Source organism: Microvirga sp., assembly GCF_014699075.1.
Lineage (GTDB): Bacteria > Pseudomonadota > Alphaproteobacteria > Rhizobiales > Beijerinckiaceae > Microvirga.
Genome location: NZ_JACXAB010000018.1, coordinates 1 through 20,248, shown reverse-complemented (window position 1 = coordinate 20,248; position 20,248 = coordinate 1). Strand labels below are relative to the sequence as shown.

The window sequence follows — 20,248 nt, the reverse complement described above, 5'->3', positions numbered from 1 at the left end:
GAGGAACCGCTGCAAGCGGCGTCTCGAAGGAGGATCCAGAGAGCACTGGAGACGCCCTGATCCTTCGAGACGGTCACTGACGTGACCTCCTCAGGATGAGGGCTTTGGTTATGGCGTAAGCCTTACGACTTGTTCAACTCGGCCTCGTAGCGGGCCTTGGTCTCGGCATTGGGCGGATACAGGCCGGGGAGGGGAATGCCTTTCTCCACCTCGCGCATCACCCACATCTCGTAGTGCTCCTGGGCCACGGCAGCCTTGGCGACCTCCTCCACCATGGCGGCCGGAATCACCACGACGCCGTCCCGGTCGGCGACGATCACGTCATCCGGGAACACCGCGACGCCGCCGCAGCCGATGGGCTCCTGCCAGCCCACGAAGGTCAGGCCCGCCACGGACGGAGGGGCGGCCACGCCGGCGCACCACACCGGAAGGTTCGTGCCCTCGACGCCGACTGCATCGCGCACTGCGCCGTCGGTCACGAGCGCCGCCACGCCGCGCTTCTTCATGCGAGCGGTGAGGATGTCACCGAAGACACCTGCATCGACCACGCCCATGGAGTCGATCACCGCGATGCAATCCTCCGGCATGTCCTCGATGGCCGCGCGGGTGGAGATCGGGGAGGCCCAGGATTCCGGCGTCGCCAGATCCTCGCGGGCCGGCACGAAGCGCAGGGTGAAGGCGCGGCCCACCATCTTCTCCGACGCGTGGAAGGCCGGCATCGGCCCCTTCATCCAGCACCGGCGAATGCCCTTCTTGAGCAGCACAGTGGTGAGCGTCGCGGTGGAGGCGGCCCGCAGGGCATCGGCGATGGCTTTGTCGAGGGTCATGGGTTCTTCCCTGATATGGATCAGGCTTTCATAGCTGTCGGGAGGCAGGAGCGCCACCGCAACGAGGCCTTCTCGCGCGCAATCCTGCCGTGCGTCAGTCGCGGTCAGGCGCACCGAGTGGGAAGTACGGGCGGTAGGGACGGGCCTCGTCGACCGCCCGGGCGACGGACGGCCGGGCCAAGAGCTTCCGGCGGTAGTCCCGGACGTACGGAAACCTGTCGCCCATCGGATGCGCCCAGTCGGCATAGAACAGGGACGGGGCTGCGGCGCAATCGGCAAGGCTGAACGTGGCCCCAGCGGCCCATTCCCGCCCGGCGAGGGTCGCGTCGAGCCAAGCGTAGGCCTTGTTGAGCATGGCTCGCGCTTCGCTGACGCCATAAGGGTCGCGATGCTGCTCCGAACGGATGCGGTCGGTGACGATCTTCTGCATCGGCGTCATGACATGATTATCGAAGAAGCGATCCGTCAGCCGGACTTCGAGAGCGGCGCGCGGATCCTCCGGGATCAGACGCACTGGCCCCGGATGATGCAGGTCCATATGCTCGATGATGATGCTGGCCTCCAGGATGGTGCGTCCCTCATCGACCAGCACGGGAAACTTCTTGATGGGCCAGATCGCCTCAAGGGCAGCACCGTTCTTCTGATCATCAAGTGTCAGGTATTCGAAGGGCGTGCTGTTCTCATACAGCGCGATCAGAACCTTCTGGCAGTACGAGGAGAAAGGGTGAGCGTAGAGCCTCAAGGTCATCGCCGTCTCTCGGGTATGAATTCGTTCCTCACTGTAAACAGTCCTGCTTGAACGAAAAGGCCTGTTGTGTTCAGGGCAGGCCCAAACAGCAACGGCCGGGACTGTGCCCGGCCGTTCTGGTGAAGTTTTGATTGCAGCTTTAATCAGGCGGTCTTTGCGAACAGCTCGCGGCCGATCAGCATGCGGCGGATTTCGCTGGTGCCGGCGCCGATCTCGTAGAGCTTGGCGTCGCGCAGCAGGCGACCGGTCGGGTAATCGTTGATATAGCCGTTGCCCCCGAGCAGCTGGATCGCATCGAGTGCCATCTTGGTGGCGTTCTCGGCCGCATAAAGGATCGCGCCGGCGGCGTCCTCGCGGGTGGTTTCACCTCGGTCGCAGGCCTTGGCGACCGCATAAACGTAGGCCTTGGCCGCATTCATGGTCACGTACATGTCGGCGACCTTGCCCTGCACGAGCTGGAACTCGCCGATGGCCTGTCCGAACTGCTTGCGCTCGTGGATGTAGGGCAGCACCACGTCCATGCAGGCCTGCATGATGCCCGTCGAGCCCGCCGCCAGCACGGCGCGCTCGTAGTCGAGGCCGGACATGAGCACGTTCACGCCCCGGCCGACCTGACCCAGCACGTTTTCTTCCGGCACCTCGCAATCCTCGAACACCAGCTCACAGGTATCGGAGCCGCGCATGCCGAGCTTGTCGAGCTTCTGGTGGGTGGAGAAGCCCTTGAAACCCTTCTCGATCAGGAAGGCCGTCATGCCGCGCGGGCCCGCGTCCGGGTCGGTCTTGGCATAGACCACCAGAGTCTCGGCGGTGGGGCCGTTGGTGATCCACATCTTGTTGCCGTTGAGCACGTAGCGGTCGCCGCGCTTCTCGGCGCGGGTGCGCATGGAGACCACGTCGGAGCCGGAGCCGGGCTCGGACATGGCGAGAGCGCCCACATGCTCGCCGGAGATCAGCTTCGGCAGATAGCGGCGCTTCTGGTCCTCGTTGCCGTTGCGGCGGATCTGGTTGACGCAGAGGTTGGAATGGGCGCCGTAGGAGAGGCCCACCGACGCGGAGGCGCGTGAGATCTCCTCCATGGCGATCACGTGCTCGAGATAGCCGAGCCCCGCGCCGCCGTATTCCTCCTCCACCGTGATTCCATGGACGCCGAGCTCACCCAGTTGGGGCCAGAGATCGCGCGGGAACTGGTTGGTGCGGTCGATCTCTTCGGCGCGCGGCGCGATCTTTTCCTGGGCGAAGTTGGCAACGGTTTCGCGGATGGCGTCGGCGGTCTCGCCGAGATCGAAATTGAAGCCCTTGGCGGCGTTCGGCAGCATTGATTCCTCCCCGTTCCATTCATGACCCGGAAGGGTACGCGATGGATGGTTTTTGTCGCGGACCATTTTGGTCAGCAATGCTGCCCTTATCAAGGCCGGCGCATGAAGAAAAGTGAGCCATCTCCCGCGCGAGACCCGCAATCGGTACCGGCTGACAAAGAAAAGGCTCCCGCACGATCCGTGGGGAGCCTGAACGTCGATCCGGCCGGGAGCTTACTCGTCGATGCTCGCGGTCTGCACCGCGTCCATGTCGCGGCAGATGCCAGCTGACTTGAGACGGCTGTGGTCGCGGGGGTCGCAGGCGCTGGCGACGAACATGCGCCACTGGTTGTCCGTGCCGTAGAAGGCGTTGCGGTCCACGTCGCCCTTCACGCCGGGCACGCGGCCGGTGGTGGTAAACTGCCAGAAAGTCCAGCGACGGTTGTTGTAGCGCACGTGGGGCTCGGCCGCCGTGCTGCGGATCCAGTAGGGATGGTCGTTGAACTCGCCCTCCAGGATCTCCTTGTGGAAGGTGATGTCGGTGTAGATGATCGGGCGCTTGCCGGTATGGGCTTCCATCTCGCGCAGCATCACGTCGATCATGGCGACCGCCTGCTCGCGCGGAACCTTCTTCGGGCAGTTCACCGACTGGCCGTTCCACTCCACGTCCAGCACCGGGGGGAGGGCGTCCGGATCCGCCGGCACATTCCGCTTGAACCAGGCTGCCTGCTCGTGGGCCGGGCGGCACCAATAGACGAAGTGATAGGCGCCGCGCGGAACGCCCGCGCGCCTGGCCGCCTGCCAGTTCTCGTGAAACTTGCTGTCGATGTGGTCGCCGCCTTCGGTCGCCTTGATGAAGGCGAACTTGGTGCCGGCCTGGCGCAGGGACGCCCAGTCTACGTCGCCCTGCCATTTGGAGATGTCGACGCCGTGGATCGGCAGCCGGTGCGCAGTGGCCACACCCTCATGCGGACGGGCATCGCTCTTGGCCGGGTAGCGGCTGGACGAGGAGGGTGCGATGGCGCAGGAGGCAAGGCCTAAGGCCATGGCGGCAAGCGCGCTGAACCGTGCGACCCGAACGAACGTCGTCAGGCCAGAGTTCTTGGAACGGCTGGGGGAGCGGCGGCGAGTCTTCATCGGTTCAACTGTATTGGACGTGAGGCGGGATTACACCAGGGATGACGCAAGAGCGTTAACAGGCCCTTACGATACAGGCGCGAAACAAGCTTACAGGTTAAACCAAGCGGTGGCGATCCCCAAAAAGGCAAAGAATCCCACGATATCCGTGATGCTGGTGACGAAGGGACCCGACGAGACGGCGGGATCGACGCCCATCCGGTTGAGGGTGAGAGGCACGAAGATGCCGCCGAGTGCCGCGAAGAATAGGACCGTGATCAGGGCAAGGCCGATGACGAGCCCGAGTTCCGGTGACCCGAACCAGAGACCTGCCAGAACGCCCATGATGATGGCGAAAACCATGCCGTTGAGCAGGCCGACCACCCCCTCGCGGCGGATGATGCGCCAAGCATTGGAGCGCCCAAGCTCGCGGGTAGCAAGCGCCCGCACGGCAACCGTCATGGTCTGCGTGCCGGCATTGCCTCCCATTGAGGCCACGATGGGCATGAGGATGGCGAGCGCGACCATCTTCTCCAGCGAACCCTCGAAGAGGCGTATGATGCTGGAGGCGACCAGCGCCGTGCACATGTTGGCAAAAAGCCAGGGGAAGCGGCTTCTCTGGATGTAGAGGATCGTGTCGGATAGCTCTTCGTCCGATTTCACGCCGCCGAGCTGCTTGATGTCCGCATCGGCCTCTTCCTCCAGCACGTCCACGATGTCATCGACCAGGATGGTGCCGACAAGCCGCCCGCCTTCGTCCACCACGGCGGCCGAGACGAGGTTGTAGCGCTCGAACAGGCGCGCCACCTCCTCCTGATTCTGGGTGGCCTCCACCCGGTCCGGCTCGTCGTTCATGATCTCCTGGATCGTGATCGGGCGCTTGGAGCGCAGGAGCTTGTCCAGGGGCACGGCTCCGAGCAGGTGGGCCGCGGGATCGATGACGAAGATCTCGTAGAAGGTCTCCGGCAGGTCGTCCGTTTCGCGCATGAAGTCGATCGTCTGCCCCACCGTCCAGAACGGCGGCACGGCGATGAACTCGGTCTGCATGCGCCGGCCGGCGCTGTCTTCCGGGTAGTCGAGGGAGCGCTGGAGCGCCACGCGCTCGATGGCGGGAAGCTGGTCGAGAACCTCCGCCTGCTCGTCTTCCGGCAGGCTCTCCAGAATGGTGATGGCGTCGTCGGAGTCGAGCTCGCGCACGCCCTCAGCGACAGTCGCGGTCTCGAGCTCCTCGAGGATTTCCTCGCGGACGGCCTCGTCCACCTCGGTCAGCGCCGCGAAATCGAAGGAGGAGCCGAGAAGCTCGATCAGGCGGTGGCGGTGCTCGGGCGCTAGTGCTTCGAGAAGGTCGCCCATCTCGGATTCGTGGAAGTCCTCCACGAGCCGATGCAGGAGATCAGCATCCGAGGCGTCGATGGCATCGGCGGCGGCGGCCAGGAATTCCGGATTGAGCTCGCCTTCCTCATCCCGAAACGCCGGTATAACCGGGTCGGACCCATCGGGGTTCGGAAGCAGCGTCTTGTCGTCGACTTCCTGCATGAGCCGTCCTCGGAAGGTGGGTTGCCGGCCTTTTAGGTGCCTGCGCCAGCCAGCGCAATGCGCCCAAAGGCTTTCTCGGAAAATCGCTTGCTGGCCGTTCCTGACATCGGGAGCCGGATCAGGCGTGGTCAACAAAAAAGGCCCCGGTGAGGGGCCTTTTCGTCTTCGGCACGCGAAGCGCCGAAAGTTGGTGCGGTCAAGAGGACTCGAACCTCCACGGGTCTCCCCGCTACCACCTCAAGGTAGTGCGTCTACCAATTCCGCCATGACCGCGAACTCGGTTCCAGGAAAGGTTTTCCTGAAGAGGTGGTCGCTCTAGCAGAACGATCGGACCGCTGCAACCCCCTCCATCGAGCTTCCGGCGATTGAACGGTGCGAATGCCCCGGCTGATAGCGGGGGATAGGCGATAAGCCTCTGGAGTGACTATATAAGCGCAGAGTTCATGGGAGCGCAGGATTGAACCCTCGCTCTCTCAAGGTTCAGGGCGCCTGCGTTCTGGATTCTAGAATATTCAAGGTGAATCGGTGTCGAACCTGCGAGACAGCTTGGCCGTTCAGTTTCATGCCGCGCCCGGCGCGGCACCGGTGGAGTGGCTCATTACGGACAGCCTCGTCGGCTACGAGGAGGCGGTGGCCTTCATGGAAGCCAGGGCCGAGGCGATCGCGGCCGGCCAGGCTCGCGAGCTGGTCTGGTTGCTGGAGCACCCGCCGCTCTATACGGCCGGCACCTCGTCCAATGCGGCGGATCTCGTGGATCCCGACCGTTTTCCGGTTCACCAGACGGGCCGGGGAGGGCAGTACACCTATCATGGACCGGGCCAGCGGGTCGCTTATGTGATGCTCGACCTCAAGCGTCGCGCACCGGACCTTCGCCGCTACGTGGCCGCCCTTGAGGCCTGGATCATCGCGACACTGGACGCCTTCAACATCCGCGGCGAGCGGCGGGAGGATCGGGTCGGGGTTTGGGTGCGTCGGCCTGATAAGGGCGAGACAGCCGAGGACAAGATCGCCGCCATCGGCATCCGGGTGCGTCGCTGGGCGACCTTCCACGGCATCAGCCTCAATGTTGAGCCGGATCTTTCCCATTTCTCCGGCATCGTTCCCTGCGGCGTGACCGAGCATGGGGTCACGAGCCTCGTCGATCTCGGCATCCCGGTCACCCTGCCGGAGGTCGACGCGGTGATGCGAACGGCTTTCGAGGAGATCTTCGGGCCAACCATGCGGGTGGAGGCACCGTTGCTCCCGAGCCACGCCGCCTAGGATTTTGACCTCAGATACGGCAAGGCTTCTCCTCAACACTGCTTCATGCTCTAAGCTGGGGCAAACGGCTGATCATTGGCGGAACTTTCATGCAACGTGCCCTCCTTGCCTCCCTCATCGCCCTGGCCGCTTCGGCTTGCGCCTACCGGCCAGAGCCGACGGAACTCGTGAAGATCGTCGACTCGCCGGCCGATGTGCGGGCCTGCACGCGGCTGGGCGAGGTGAGCCCGGTCACCCCGACGACGCCCGGCACCCATACGCAGGTCAATGTCGGGTTCGGCGTGACGCTCGGAAGATCCACCTTCGGCCGCGCAACAGAGGACATGCTGCAGGCGGCCGTCGCTCTTGGCGCAACCCATCTCTACCTGCAGCAGGTCTCGCAGGATTGGTCGCTCGTGCGCGGCATCGCCTATCGCTGCGGATCGGGGGTCATCCGGCGGGAAGCGGTCATTCAGGCCAAGGGCTGAGGCCTGAGCCTCCCAAATCCCAGTTGCGCAGGCTCCCTGGTTCCAAAGCATCGGACCCAAAAGTGGAATGCACTTTTGGGATTTATTCCGATGCTTCTTTTTCCTGGTGAGCGCATCGTTTGGCGCGGAAAACCGGGGTCACTTTTCCGCACGATGCGCTAGTACTGAGCGGTGAAGCCCTCCGGCTTATGCCGGAGGGAGCCAAGACCCAAGAACAAGGGAGACCGACGCCGTGCCCGTCATCGCCACCTCTGCCGACCTGACCTCGGACGCCGCGCGGGAAAACCGCGCCGCCTGGGCCGAGCTTGCCCTGGATCTCCAGGCCAAGCGGCAGTCTGTGTCGGAAGGCGGCCCCGCGAAGGCGCGGGAGCGGCATCTCGCCCGCGGCAAGCTGCTGCCGCGCGAGCGCGTGATGCGCCTGCTCGATCCCGGCGCTCCCTTCCTGGAACTTGGCTCCCTCGCAGCCCACGGCATGTATGAGGACGCGATCCACGGGGCCGGCATCATTACCGGCATCGGCCGGGTCGAAGGCCGCGAGGTCATGATCGTCTGCAACGATTCGACCATCAAGGGCGGCACCTACTACCCGATGACGGTGAAGAAGCATCTGCGGGCCCAGGAAGTGGCGCGCGAGAACCGTCTGCCCTGCATCTACCTGGTCGATTCCGGCGGCGCGAACCTGCCGCACCAGACGGAGGTCTTTCCGGACCGGGACCATTTCGGCCGCATCTTCTACAACCAGGCGACCCTGTCCTCGCTCGGCATCCCGCAGATCGCCTGCGTGATGGGCTCCTGCACGGCCGGCGGCGCCTATGTGCCGGCCATGTCCGACGAGACCGTGATCGTACGCCGCCAAGGCACCATCTTCCTCGGCGGACCGCCGCTGGTGAAGGCTGCCACCGGCGAGGTGGTCTCGGCCGAGGATCTCGGCGGCGCCGACGTGCATGCCCGTCAGTCCGGGGTGGCGGATCATTACGCCACCGACGATGTCCATGCGCTCGCCATCGTGCGCCGCATCGTCGGCACGCTGAACACTCGCAAGAGCATCGACATCGACATCGCCGATCCGGTGGAGCCCAAATATTCTATCGACGATCTCGACGCGATCGTGCCGACCGACCTGAAGAAGCAGTACGACATCCGCGAGGTGATCGCCCGCCTCGTCGACAGCTCGGAGTTCGACGAGTTCAAGCGCCTCTACGGCACCACCCTGGTGACGGGCTTTGCCCGGCTCTGGGGCATGCCGGTGGGGATCATCGCCAACAACGGCATCCTGTTCTCGGAGAGCGCCCAGAAGGGCGCGCATTTCATCGAGCTGTGCTGCCAGCGCCGCATCCCGCTCCTGTTTCTGCAGAACATCTCCGGCTTCATGGTGGGCCGCCAGTACGAGGCCGGCGGCATCGCCAAGGACGGCGCCAAGCTCGTCACAGCCGTGGCCTGCGCGCAGGTGCCGAAGATCACCCTGCTGGTCGGCGGCTCGTTCGGCGCCGGCAATTACGGTATGTGCGGCCGCGCCTATTCTCCGCGCTTCCTGTTCACCTGGCCGAACTCGCGCATCTCCGTCATGGGCGGCGAGCAGGCGGCGAGCGTGCTCGCAACCGTGCGACGCGACAACATCGAGGCCGAAGGCAAGTCCTGGAGTGCCGACGAGGAGGAGGCCTTCAAGGCTCCCATCCGCAACAAGTACGAGCAGGAGGGCTCGCCCTATCACGCCACCGCCCGCCTGTGGGACGACGGCATCATCCTGCCCTCGGAAACCCGCCGCGTTCTGGCGCTGGCCTTCTCGGCGGCCCTGAACGCGCCTGTGCCGGAGACGAAGTTCGGCGTGTTCCGGATGTAGGATCTACGCATCACCCGAGGTGGGGCTCTTCCGGATCGGGTGAGCTTCCTATTCGGGGAGGGAAAGCACAGTGACAACACCAGCTGAGGGAACGCACTGAGTTGCCGTTGGCGGCTTCCTGAAAAGCGCCATTTACTTAACATAGACGAGATTCCTGATGTCCTCCCGAACCGGGAGGAAAGTGACGGTAAGTCATGAAAATCTACGTCAATCAGGACGAATCCTCCCGAGCGCGGATGTCATATGCGTCTGAAATCATGCGTTTGGCTGGCGTTGAGAATGCCCGGATTGAGGAGGCTTTCGCGCTGATTTCCCGGGAGACCTTCCTTCCGTCCCCTCCCTGGACGGTGATCAGCATGGGGATCGGGACGCAAACACGTCAGGTCTACGATCTCTATGGCAACGTCCTTGTCGCCATCGACCGGGAGCGCGGCATCAACAATGGCGAGCCTGCGCTTCACGTAGCGTGGATCCATGCTGTCAGCCTCCAGCCGGGCGAGACAGTGATCCATGTCGGAGCTGGGCTGGGTTACTACACGGCCATCCTGTCTCGGCTCGTCGAGCCTCACGGCCACGTGGAGGCCTTCGAATACGAGGCCGATCTGGCGGCGCAAGCTCGGCGGAATCTACAAGGCTGTTCAAATGTGACCGTGCATTCAGGATCGGCCTTCGGACGTGTGCTGCCCAATGCCGATGTTGTCTATGTGAATGCAGGTGTGTTGTCCCCGGACGTGGAGTGGCTGCGGGCCCTCAATCCCGGCGGGCGCCTGATCTTTCCGTGGCAGCCGCACGAGAACTGGGGACCGGCGGTGTTGGTCAAACGGCAGGCCAATGGCTTCAGCGCCCATTCCTTGATGAGGGTAGGGTTCATCTCCTGCAGCGGCACGACGGAGACCGTCCCAGCAAGGAACTTGCCGAGCGAGTCTGACCTTGCCGCCGTTCGATCTCTGTGGATCAGGAGCGAGCGGGAGCCCGATGCCAGCGCCGTCGCCGTCTATGACCAAGTCTGGTTCTCGTCGGAGGAGGTGCGCGCATAAGCAACTGAAAACCACACGTCCGCACAGGAGACATCCCATAGAGTGATGACTCGGGCATCACTCGATTGCTTGACGCGGCAGGCGTGATCGAGGGGTGAATCGCCAAAGAACAGGCAAGGGCACACCTTCGGTATGAGGTTCTTGTGAAGCGGCTCGGTAAACTAGTCAGAAGGAATCCCCTCCCAAGAATGTTGCGGCCGAGCAACACCCTCAAACCTTCAACATCTTGCCTCCCTTGGCCCAAGCTCCGCCGCGATGCCGCCATAAACCGGGAGCACTTCATGGAGCTGGCAAAAGTGCTTCTAAACCAAGGCTTTACAGCAAAGCACCCTGGGGCAAATTCAGGTTAAGGCTGCTGTAACGATCCTTCCTAAGGGTCATTGCATGGGTGGCGGGGCACATGGCAGATCACGGGAGTTCCATCACCCTTGGGATTCCGGTGAAACCCGGGTGAGATGAAGAGTTTCGGTCCATGGATGCGCGCCTGATCGACAAGTCGAAGCTGCCGAGCCGTCACGTCACGGTGGGGCCGGCTCGTGCGCCGCATCGCTCCTACCTCTATGCCATGGGGCTGACCCGGGAGCAGATCGCCCAGCCACTCGTGGGCGTGGCCACCTGCTGGAACGAGGCGGCTCCCTGCAACATCTCCCTCATGCGCCAGGCCCAGGCCGTGAAGAAGGGCGTGGCGGCGGCCAGGGGCACCCCGCGCGAGTTCTGCACCATCACGGTGACCGACGGCATCGCCATGGGCCACCGGGGCATGAAGGCATCGCTCCCGTCCCGCGAGGTGATCGCGGATTCGGTCGAGCTGACCATCCGCGGCCATTCCTACGACGCGCTCGTCGGCATGGCGGGCTGCGACAAGTCTCTGCCGGGCATGATGATGGCCATGGTGCGCCTCAACGTGCCGTCGATCTTCATCTATGGCGGCTCGATCCTGCCGGGCTCCTTCCGCGGCCGGCAGGTGACCGTGCAGGATCTCTTCGAGGCAGTCGGCAAACATTCCGTCGGCGAGATGTCGGATGAGGACCTGACCGAGCTGGAGCAGGTGGCCTGTCCGTCCGCCGGCGCCTGCGGGGCGCAGTTCACCGCCAACACCATGGCGACGGTCTCCGAGGCCATTGGGCTGGCTCTCCCGTACTCGGCCGGCGCTCCGGCACCTTACGAGATCCGCGACCGGTTCTGCGCTGCGGCCGGCGAGCAGATCATGGACCTGATCGCCAGGAACATCCGCCCGCGCGATATCGTGACGCTCAAGTCCCTAGAGAACGCAGCTGTCGTGGTGGCGGCCTCCGGCGGCTCGACCAATGCGGCCCTGCACCTGCCGGCCATCGCCCATGAGGCCGGCATCAAGTTCGACCTGTTCGACGTGGCCGAGATCTTCAAGCGCACGCCCTATATCGCGGACCTGAAGCCCGGCGGGCGCTATGTGGCCAAAGACCTGTTCGAGGTCGGCGGCATCCCGCTGCTCATGAAGACGCTCCTCGACCACGGCTTCATGCATGGCGACTGCATGACGATCACCGGCCGCACCATGGCCGAGAACCTCGCATTCGTGAAATGGAACGACGACCAGGACGTGGTCTATCCGGCGAACACCCCGATCACCGTGACTGGCGGCGTCGTGGGTCTCAAGGGCAATCTCGCGCCTGAGGGCGCCATCGTGAAGGTGGCCGGCATGGCCGCCGACAATCAGGTGTTCCGCGGTCCGGCCCGCTGCTTCGACGGCGAGGAGGCCTGCTTCGAGGCCGTGTCCAAGCGCCAGTACAACGAGGGCGAGGTTCTGGTGATCCGCTACGAGGGGCCGCGCGGCGGTCCTGGTATGCGCGAGATGCTCTCCACGACGGCTGCGCTCTACGGCCAGGGCATGGGCGACAAGGTGGCGCTCATCACCGACGGACGCTTCTCAGGCGCGACCCGCGGCTTCTGTATCGGCCATGTCGGCCCCGAGGCTGCCGTGGGCGGGCCGATCGGGCTCATTAAGGACGGCGACATCATCGCCATCGATGCCATCGAGGGCACCATCGACGTGGAGCTTTCCGACGAGGAGCTGGCGAAGCGTCGGGCTGAATGGGCGCCCCGCGAGACGACCGCCACCTCGGGCTATCTCTGGAAATACGCACAAACCGTTGGTCCCGCACGGGATGGGGCAGTCACCCATCCGGGCGGTGCCGCAGAAAAAGAAACCTATGCGGACGTCTAATTTCATCCTGGCCACATTGGGGGTGGCTTTCCTCGGGGTGGCAGCCGCGCATGCGCTCGATGCCGCGCCGCGTCCGCAGCCGCTCACGCCTGCTCTGGCACCTGCCTTGGCGCCCGCCACCAAGTACGGCTCGGCGCGCGATGCCCTGCGCAGCGGCATGCGCGACTACAATTCCGGCGACAAGGTCGCGGCCGTGCACGCGCTTGAATATGCGGCCGGGCAGGGGCACTCGCTGGCCCTGTGGAAGCTCGGACGCATGTATGCCGATGGCGACGGCGTGGCGCACGACGACCTGAAGGCGTTCGAGTATTTCTCCAAGCTCGCCGACCAGCATGCGGACGAGAGCCCGGATTCGCCGAATGCCGGCGCGGTCTCCAGCGCCTTCGTGGCGCTGGGAAGCTATTTCCTGGACGGCATCCAGGGCACCTATGTCGCGTCCAATCCGGCGCGTGCCGTCGAGATGTTCAGCTATGCGGCGTCTTATTTCAGCGACTCCAATGCGCAGTACAATCTCGCGCGGCTCTATCTGGAAGGCACCGGCGTCCGCAAGGATGCCCGCCATGCAGCCCGCTGGTTCAACCTGGCGGCGGAAAAGGGCCACACGGCCTCCCAGGCGCTCCTGGGCCATCTCTTGATGACAGGGCAGGGTGTTCCGCGGCAGCGCGCGAAGGGGCTGATGTGGCTGACATTGGCTCGCGAGGCGTCGACGGATGCTGCCAAGGATCAATGGATCGTGGATCTCTACCAGGATGCCTTCACGGCAGCGGACGACAGCGATCGCAAGCTCGCGCTCGCTCTGCTGGAGCAGTACATCCAGGCGCGCCGGTAAAGCGGATTGCTGAACATCTCTGACGTCATGGCCGTCCCCGGACTTGATCCGGGGATCAGTCCCGGCCATCTCTGTTTGAGAAGCGCTACGCTTTTCGGGTCGAGATCACCGGCACAAGGCCGGTGATGACAGAGATGTTTTGACGATCAATCGATATCGAGGTCGACGATCACCGGCACGTGGTCGGAGGGCTTGTCCCAGCCGCGCACTTCCTTGCGGATCGAGGTTGTTCTCAGCTTATCCTGCGCCTGCGACGAGAGCAGCAGGTGATCGATGCGGATGCCGTTGTTCCGCTGGAACGCGCCGGCCTGATAATCCCAGAACGAATAAAGCCCCGGCTGGTCGCTGCAGGCGCGCACGGCGTCAGCCAGCCCGAGGTTGAGCATTTCCCGGAACTTCGCGCGGCTCTCCGGCTGGAACAGGGCATCCCTGGTCCAAGCCGCCGGATCGTAGGCATCCTCGGGCTCCGGGATCACGTTGTAATCGCCGCACAGGACCAGGGGCTCCTCCAGCACCAGCAGGCTGCGGGCATGGGCGCGCAGGCGGTCCATCCAGGCGAGCTTGTAGTCGAATTTCGGCGTGCCGATGGGGTTGCCGTTCGGCAGGTAGATGGAGGCGATCCGGACCGCCCCCGTGGAGGTCGAGATCACGCCTTCCAGGTAACGGGCCTGCTCGTCGCTCTCGTCGCCCGGGAGACCGCGGCGAACGTCTTCGAGAGGGCGCTTGGACAGGATGGCGACACCGTTATAGGCCTTCTGGCCATGGGTGACGACGTTGTAGCCCATGGCCTCGACCTCGGAGCGGGGAAAAGCCTCGTCCACGCATTTCAGCTCCTGCAGGCAGACGACATCCGGGTCGGCGCTCTTCACGAAGGTGCCGAGGTGTTCCAGCCGCTGCTTGATGGAGTTCACATTCCACGTGGCAATCCGCATTCCGGCACTCCCGTTGTCCTGCTGCATGTGCTTCATCGGATTTTCGCCCTTGGCTGGCAAGCTGGAACTTCGCCATCGTCCCCATGGTTGCAACGCATGCCCGAATCCTGGCTTACGCCCTGGGATAGCTTCGGCAGCCTCATGAAGGCCGAGATTGTTCATGCATTCCGTAGAAAGCCCATCCATGTCCCAGGTTGAGATCCACGGCTATGCCATCGTGTCGGACAACGATTGCATCGCCGATGCGTCAGGCCACACCCCTGAGGTCCTGCGCAACGACGCGGACTGGGCCTACTTCCAGGCCGAGCTCAACATGTCCGCCGTGACCGTGCTCGGCCGTTTTGGGCACGAAGCCAATCCGAATTCCAAGGGCCGCCTGCGGATGATCCTGTCCTCATCATCCCCCGGCCTCGAGCGGCGTGCCGACGGCTGGTGGTGGGACCCTGCGAAGGTGCCATGGGGCGAAGCGATCCGCATCGTTCTCCCGGCCGGCGGGCGGGTCGCCGTCCCAGGCGGGCGTCAGGTCTTCGATCTCTTTCTTAAGATAGGATACGATGCTTTCCATCTCACCCGCGCGGAGGGCACCCATGTACCCGATGGTGTTCCGGTCTTTTCGGAATGCCGCGCCGGGAGGAGTGCCGAGACGATTCTGTCTGAGCGGGAGCTTAGGCCTGGAGAGCCTAGGGTCTTGGATGCGGCGGGCAGGATCACGCTGGCCATTTGGCGGCCAAGCACCGGAAACCGATGACTCTGCCTGGAGTTGACGTTCGACAGCACCTCGAAAGGAGGCGCCTATGCGTCATCTCACCATTTCGACTGCCCTGGTCGCGGGCTGCCTGATCGCAGGAGCCGCATGGGCGCAAGGATCCTCAGGAGGTTCGAGCAGCAGCGGCGGGAGCGCCGGCGGCTCGTCCTCTTCGGCATCGCCGTCGACCGGCTCAGGCACAGCCGCGCAGCCAGGCAACTCCACCATCCGCCCTCCCGGGCAGGCTGCTGCCGGTCAGGATGTCAGGGGAACGCCTGATACCCTGACCGGGAACGGAACGAACCAAGGCAGCAGCGCAGTTGGGAATGCCGCTACAGACAACACGGGATCGCCCCCTGGCAACGAAGCAAGCACGGGTGGGGCGGCCACCAGCGCAAACCGCTCCTCGACCGATTCCAACACCACGGGAGGCGTTGGGGGCGTCAACCGGCTTCAGCCGGGCGAACGCTCTGCGGTCGCTCCGACAGCTCGGGAAGAGGAGTTGTTCCGCCAGGGTGAGGAGTTGGAGCAGAAAGCACGCGAGGGTGTCTGCTCCACCTGCTGATCGTTACGCAGCCTCGTTGAGGGCCGTATAGTCCGTGTAGCCTTCCGTGCCGCCGCCATAGAAGGTGGCGCGGTCCGGCTGGTTGAGCGGGGCGTTGAGGCGGAAGCGCTCGACAAGATCCGGGTTGGCGATGAAGAGCCGGCCAAAGGCCACGAGGTCGGCACGTCCGCTCGTGATTGCCTCAGACGCCATATCACGGTCATAGCCGTTGTTGGCGATGTAGGCGCCGCGGAAGGAGCCGCGCAGGCCCGTATAGTCCACATCGACCGCGTTGCGGTCGCCCTGCGTGGCGCCCTCGATCATGTGGATATAGGCGAGCCCGAGCTTGTCGAGCCGCTCCACCACATGGCCGAACAGGGCCTGCGGGTTTGAGTCCGCCGTGTCGTTGACCTTTGCCGGCGAGAGGCGGATGCCGACGCGTCCCTTGTCCCACACCTTCAGCACAGCCTCGGCCGCTTGAATCGTGAGGCGGGCGCGGTTCTCGATGGATCCGCCATAGGCGTCCGTGCGGTGATTGGAGCCGTCTTTCATGAACTGGTCGAGCAGGTAGCCGTTGGCTGCATGGATCTCGACGCCGTCGAAGCCTGCCTCTTTGGCGCTGCGGGCAGCATTCTCATACTCGCGCAGGATGCCTGGGATCTCGGAGAGTTCGAGCGCGCGAGGTTCCGACACGTCCACGAAGCCGTCTGTAACAAACGTTTTCGTCTGAGCCCTGAGGGCCGAGGGTGCCACCGGTGCAGTTCCGCCTGGCAGGAGCGAGGTATGAGACACGCGGCCCACATGCCATAGCTGAATGAAGATGCGACCGCCGGCCTTGTGGACCGCATCCGTCACCTTGCGCCAGTGTGCGACCTGCTCAGGGGTGTAGATGCCCGGCGTACGCAGATAACCCTGCCCCTGATGGGAGATCTGGGATCCTTCCGAGATCAGGAGGCCCGCGCTGGCACGCTGGGTGTAATAGGTAGCGGTAATGTCACGCGCAACGTCACCCTCCGCAGCCCGGTTGCGGGTGAGGGGAGCCATGACCAGGCGGTTCGGCAAGGTCAGGCTGCCCAACGTGAAGGGTTGGAACAATGCATTGGCATCGGCGCTCATAGAAAACCTCGTTTCATCCTGTGGAATTATCTGAAGCACAGGTCGTCACGAGATAAGAGGCCAACCGTTTGTTGCAACGGAAGGCTGCCATGCAAAAAACGGATGTCTCAGGCTGGCGCGCTGGCTCTGTCGAGTTCCGTGATATCGGCTTCATCGAGGCGCAACTTAGTTGCCCCCGCGATGTCCTGCAACTGTTCCACGTTCGTGGCGCTGGCAATGGGAGCGGTGAGGCCAGGCCGGGCCATCAACCAGGCAAGAGCCACCTGAGCCGGCGTCGCATTCCTGCGGGCAGCCACATCATCCAAGGCCGAGAGGATGCGCTTGCCCCTGTCATTGAGATAAGCTGCCATGCGCCCGCCGCGCACGCTCTTCCCGAAATCCGCCTCCGACCGGTACTTGCCCGTCAGGAACCCGCTGGCGAGGCCGTAATAGGGAATGACGCCGATTTCTTCCCTCCGGCAAAGCGGCTCCAGTTCCGCCTCGTATTCGGAGCGGTCATAGAGATTATACTTCGGCTGCAGGCTCTCGTAGCGCGGGAGGCCCTGTTCGGCGCTGATCGCTAGCGCCTCTCGCATCCGCGCGGCGGTGAAATTGGAAGCCCCAATGGCCCGCACCTTCCCCTCACGGATCAACTCGGCATAGGCCTCCAGCGTCTCCTGCTGCGGCGTATCGGGATCATCGCGATGAGACTGGTAGAGGTCGATGACATCGGTCTGAAGCCGCCGAAGGGAGGCTTCCACCGCAGAGCGGATGTAGCGCTTCGACAGGCCCTTCCGATCAGGCGACATCTCGGAACCGACCTTGGTGGCGATCACGACCCGGTCGCGGTTGCCGCGCGCCTTCATCCACTTGCCGATGATGGTTTCCGATTCGCCGCCGGCGTTACCAGGAGCCCACGTGGAGTAGACATCCGCCGTGTCGATGAAGTTGAGGCCTGCATCCACGTAAGCATCGAGAAGCTTAAAGGATGTTGCCTCGTCGGCCGTCCATCCGAAAACGTTGCCGCCGAGGCAAAGCGGCGAAACCATCAAGTCCGAGCGGCCGAGCCTGCGCTTGTCCATCATCATCTCCCTACCCGTAGCCGATGTGGGGCGGATAAGGGCACTGGCAAGACAACAAATCAAGCAGGAGCGTCCGACATGATGCCGAGATGCCGGACGCTGCAGGGATTTCAATTCAGGCCGCGGCACTCATTGTGATGCCGCGGGCTTCTGCAAAAGCCATCAGATCGGATTCGCTGGCAATGCGGTGACGTTGGTCGACCGTCCAACCCGTCTCGTCGCGCACGACGATGTAGCCGCGTGCCTGAAGACGGGAGACGACGGACTGGACTCCGCCCGACTCGGTGCGCGTCACGCCACGTTCCGCGATGAAGCGCTCAATGGCGGCCTGTGCCGCCTGCGCGAGATCGACGGCATCAGCACGGTTGGCCGGCTTGGCCTTGGCTTTTGCCTGCGCCATAACGCGCGCGGGATCACGACGAACGGATTTCCAGCCGCCGCGACCGGACGTTTGTGTTTCAGACTGATCGACCTCAATCGGACGCGCCGCCGCAGGAGCTTCCATGACGACAATCTTGGCAACGGCAGGCACGACGGGAGCCGGAGCAACGCGCGGGGCAGCGTCGCGCGATAGGCCCTGCACGGTGGGCAGTATGGCGTTCTTTCTGACAGGCTTCGACGCCTCGGCCGGTGCGGAGGCAGCAACCTGTGACTTCTTACGAAGGTTCTCCTCGCGGGCCTTCTGCTCACGGGTTATGCGAGCTGCCTCATTGGTCCGCCGTTTGGCCTCAGCCAGGGTCCTTTTGGATTCAGCTTCCTGACGCTTAGCCTCTGCGGCAGCCTCCTTCGCCTCAGACTCGGCCTGCCGCCCAGCCGCCAAGCGGCGAGCTTCCGCATCGGCTACACGCTTGACCCGGATGACGAGCCGCTGGTCGATCCGTGCCTTTTCGGCAATGGCAGCGCGAGCCGCCCTGATCATGCCAGCCTCGGTCTCCGCGATCGAACTCTTCAGGAGATCGGCCATGGAGGCCACAAGTGCTTTGATCGCGCGCTCCAGCTCTGCCTGAGGATCCCTCATGGGAGATCTGCCGGGCGCAGCCATGGCGGATGGAGCCGAACTTGCAGAATGATCAGGAGCCAGCTCTCGCGCAGATTTGCGGCGAGATGGAGTGATATGCGGCAACGGCTCCGCGGGTGAGTCGTTGATGACCTTCGGACGAGACGACTCGGCAGCGGTGATTTTCGCCAGCTTCGAGAGATCGCGCACGCCTATGAGCCCGAGATCCTGCATCTTCCAGCGGATCTGAGTTACGCTTCTTCCAAGTTCAGCGGCAATCCGCTTGTCCGTCATCGGCGGGTCGGCGCAAACGAGTTCGCGCAGGCGTGCAATGCCGGCTTCATCCCAGGGCTGATGAGGCTGAACGAGCGTGCCGATCAGCCTGGCTCTTGCATAGGTGGCCGGAACAGGCCGTCCCAATTTTGCAGCGGTTACGGGAACAGGCACCTTGGCCTCCCGGTCGCGACGCAGGATGTCGAGTTCTTCTTCAGTCCAGACCCTGTTCATTGCAGGGCTTCTCCTTTTCTCAGCAAGCTGGGATCCGGCGAACCTGCATTGCAATGGAAGCGAATGCGGGGGGAAGGAAGATCGCCGGATCAAGCCGGCGACGGGTCACGTCAAACCGGCATCAATGTGGGAAGTCCGCCCGCTTGGGCGTCGGCTCTGACGGGCTGACCGCCTGAACATCCCACATGGGACTGGGTTCAGGTCGCAGCTCATGCTCATGCATGAAGCAGGGCCTGCCTGCGAAGCGCCGGCTTCGCAGGACATACCTTTGCGGTTGTTCAAGGCCGTTCAGCTTCGACATGATGGACGTTCAAATCACGAATGAAGTGCTGATGTAGACGGCTTCCGAGGAAATCTCAATGCATGAAGAATGCCGCACGGGAAAGGGTTCATATCCGACTGTGCAAGGCTTGCAAAACCCCGCAAAAGCTTGGACTTCGGCGGCATCGTAAGAATTATTTAACCATGAATCCGCATCATGGATCCCGTGAGTTCCAGGGAATCTCACATAAGGCCTACAGGGGAAGGCTCATGACCGACAGCGCTCTACCACAAACAATCAAAGACAGAATCGAGGCGGTCAAGAAGGTCGTCAATCTGCTTGCGCAGGCGGGCAGGGGGGATGATCTGCACGATCTGCGCGTGCTCCTCATCAACACGATGGGTCTGCTCAAGCGCGACCCCGGCACGGAAGCTGCCGTCGACGATCTTTATGCGGCCGCTGCGGTGCTCGTGAAGGATGCTTCCTCCGGCATTCCGCCATCGGCACGATCGTTGCGCATTCTGCTCGCTGCATCCGATCGGTTCTGCGCTCGTCTTGCGGCGGCTGTCGAGCGGATCGAGCCGGAGCCGGAACCCCGCTTCAAGGGACTGGAGGCTGCCTACGCGGTTCAACTGGAGCGGTTTTCGTTGACCGCCGATCTTGATCCAGTCGGGCAGGTTGCCTGATCCCTGTTTTCCCGCTTCCAAGCTCGAATGGATGAAGCCTTCCTGCAGCAGCATGGAGGGCTTTTTTCTGTAGCCGCGCTCGCAGTTTCAGGGTTGGCGCTGATTGGATGTTTTGGCATCGAGCGCAGCAAAGCCCCCGTGCATTTCTGCCTGGGGGCTTTGGTGTGTGTTGGTTGCGGGGACAGGATTTGAACCTGTGACCTTCAGGTTATGAGCCTGACGAGCTACCGGGCTGCTCCA

The 20,248-nt window shown here is 63.5% G+C and carries 18 protein-coding genes and 1 tRNA gene; 9 read left to right on the top strand and 10 right to left on the bottom strand.

Features of this window, described 5'->3' with window-relative positions; translation table 11 throughout:
* Positions 1 to 122: 122 nt before the first annotated feature.
* The 6 genes from IC232_RS19900 to IC232_RS19875 all read right to left on the bottom strand — a co-directional run bounded on the left by IC232_RS19900 (position 123) and on the right by IC232_RS19875 (position 5,795).
* The gene (locus tag IC232_RS19900) at positions 123 to 827 is read right to left on the bottom strand and encodes a ribonuclease activity regulator RraA (protein WP_190846699.1); all 705 of its coding nucleotides are present in this window, start codon (positions 825 to 827) and stop codon (positions 123 to 125) included.
* Between the two features lie 94 nt (positions 828 to 921).
* Positions 922 to 1,575 carry a glutathione S-transferase family protein gene (locus IC232_RS19895; RefSeq protein ID WP_190846698.1) on the bottom strand — a complete coding sequence of 218 codons (654 nt, stop codon included), beginning with the start codon at positions 1,573 to 1,575 and terminating at the stop codon, positions 922 to 924.
* A gap of 143 nt (positions 1,576 to 1,718) precedes the next feature.
* Positions 1,719 to 2,891 carry an isovaleryl-CoA dehydrogenase gene (locus IC232_RS19890; RefSeq protein WP_190846697.1) on the bottom strand — a complete coding sequence of 391 codons (1,173 nt, stop codon included), beginning with the start codon at positions 2,889 to 2,891 and terminating at the stop codon, positions 1,719 to 1,721.
* Between the two features lie 213 nt (positions 2,892 to 3,104).
* Positions 3,105 to 4,007, bottom strand: coding sequence for a GH25 family lysozyme (locus IC232_RS19885; protein WP_190846696.1), 903 nt, complete (start codon positions 4,005 to 4,007; stop codon positions 3,105 to 3,107).
* Positions 4,008 to 4,097: 90 nt separating this feature from the next.
* Positions 4,098 to 5,522, bottom strand: a complete 1,425-nt coding sequence (gene mgtE, locus IC232_RS19880; protein WP_190846695.1) for a magnesium transporter — start codon at positions 5,520 to 5,522, stop codon at positions 4,098 to 4,100.
* 188 nt (positions 5,523 to 5,710) lie between these two features.
* Positions 5,711 to 5,795 (bottom strand) — tRNA-Leu (locus IC232_RS19875).
* A gap of 252 nt (positions 5,796 to 6,047) precedes the next feature.
* Here IC232_RS19875 and lipB point away from each other — a divergent pair.
* The 6 genes from lipB (at position 6,048) to IC232_RS19845 (ending at position 13,158) form a co-directional block, all read left to right on the top strand.
* Positions 6,048 to 6,782, top strand: coding sequence for a lipoyl(octanoyl) transferase LipB (gene lipB, locus IC232_RS19870; protein ID WP_190846694.1), 735 nt, complete (start codon positions 6,048 to 6,050; stop codon positions 6,780 to 6,782).
* Positions 6,783 to 6,871: 89 nt separating this feature from the next.
* Positions 6,872 to 7,249 (top strand): hypothetical protein, encoded by a 378-nt coding sequence (locus IC232_RS19865; protein WP_190846693.1) that lies wholly within the window; start codon positions 6,872 to 6,874, stop codon positions 7,247 to 7,249.
* Positions 7,250 to 7,481: 232 nt separating this feature from the next.
* Positions 7,482 to 9,089, top strand: a complete 1,608-nt coding sequence (locus tag IC232_RS19860; protein WP_190846692.1) for a carboxyl transferase domain-containing protein — start codon at positions 7,482 to 7,484, stop codon at positions 9,087 to 9,089.
* Between the two features lie 257 nt (positions 9,090 to 9,346).
* Entirely contained in the window at positions 9,347 to 10,126 is a 780-nt protein-coding gene (locus IC232_RS19855) for a protein-L-isoaspartate O-methyltransferase family protein (protein ID WP_246812301.1), read from the top strand.
* 472 nt (positions 10,127 to 10,598) lie between these two features.
* Positions 10,599 to 12,329 carry a dihydroxy-acid dehydratase gene (gene ilvD / locus IC232_RS19850; protein ID WP_190846690.1) on the top strand — a complete coding sequence of 577 codons (1,731 nt, stop codon included), beginning with the start codon at positions 10,599 to 10,601 and terminating at the stop codon, positions 12,327 to 12,329.
* The gene (locus IC232_RS19845) at positions 12,316 to 13,158 is read left to right on the top strand and encodes a tetratricopeptide repeat protein (protein ID WP_190846689.1); all 843 of its coding nucleotides are present in this window, start codon (positions 12,316 to 12,318) and stop codon (positions 13,156 to 13,158) included. The genes ilvD and IC232_RS19845 overlap by 14 nt, the downstream gene beginning before the upstream one ends.
* A 146-nt stretch (positions 13,159 to 13,304) precedes the next feature.
* Here IC232_RS19845 and xth read toward each other — a convergent pair whose 3' ends face one another.
* Positions 13,305 to 14,090 (bottom strand): exodeoxyribonuclease III, encoded by a 786-nt coding sequence (gene xth, locus IC232_RS19840; protein WP_190846688.1) that lies wholly within the window; start codon positions 14,088 to 14,090, stop codon positions 13,305 to 13,307.
* Between the two features lie 184 nt (positions 14,091 to 14,274).
* On the opposite strand from xth, the gene IC232_RS19835 reads away from it, so the two are divergent.
* Positions 14,275 to 14,838 carry a hypothetical protein gene (locus IC232_RS19835; protein ID WP_190846687.1) on the top strand — a complete coding sequence of 188 codons (564 nt, stop codon included), beginning with the start codon at positions 14,275 to 14,277 and terminating at the stop codon, positions 14,836 to 14,838.
* 46 nt (positions 14,839 to 14,884) lie between these two features.
* A complete protein-coding gene (locus tag IC232_RS19830) occupies positions 14,885 to 15,400 on the top strand; it encodes a hypothetical protein (protein ID WP_190846686.1) in 516 nt (171 codons plus the stop codon).
* Positions 15,401 to 15,403: 3 nt separating this feature from the next.
* Here the strand turns inward: IC232_RS19830 and IC232_RS19825 are convergent, their stop codons facing one another.
* The 3 genes from IC232_RS19825 to IC232_RS19815 all read right to left on the bottom strand — a co-directional run bounded on the left by IC232_RS19825 (position 15,404) and on the right by IC232_RS19815 (position 19,060).
* Entirely contained in the window at positions 15,404 to 16,495 is a 1,092-nt protein-coding gene (locus IC232_RS19825; RefSeq protein ID WP_190846685.1) for an alkene reductase, read from the bottom strand.
* 107 nt (positions 16,496 to 16,602) lie between these two features.
* Complete coding sequence (locus IC232_RS19820; protein ID WP_190846684.1) at positions 16,603 to 17,556, bottom strand: aldo/keto reductase; 954 nt, start codon at positions 17,554 to 17,556, stop codon at positions 16,603 to 16,605.
* A gap of 115 nt (positions 17,557 to 17,671) precedes the next feature.
* Complete coding sequence (locus tag IC232_RS19815; RefSeq protein ID WP_190846683.1) at positions 17,672 to 19,060, bottom strand: hypothetical protein; 1,389 nt, start codon at positions 19,058 to 19,060, stop codon at positions 17,672 to 17,674.
* 363 nt (positions 19,061 to 19,423) lie between these two features.
* On the opposite strand from IC232_RS19815, the gene IC232_RS19810 reads away from it, so the two are divergent.
* Positions 19,424 to 20,008 carry a hypothetical protein gene (locus tag IC232_RS19810; RefSeq protein WP_190846682.1) on the top strand — a complete coding sequence of 195 codons (585 nt, stop codon included), beginning with the start codon at positions 19,424 to 19,426 and terminating at the stop codon, positions 20,006 to 20,008.
* The last annotated feature ends 240 nt before the right edge of the window (positions 20,009 to 20,248 follow it).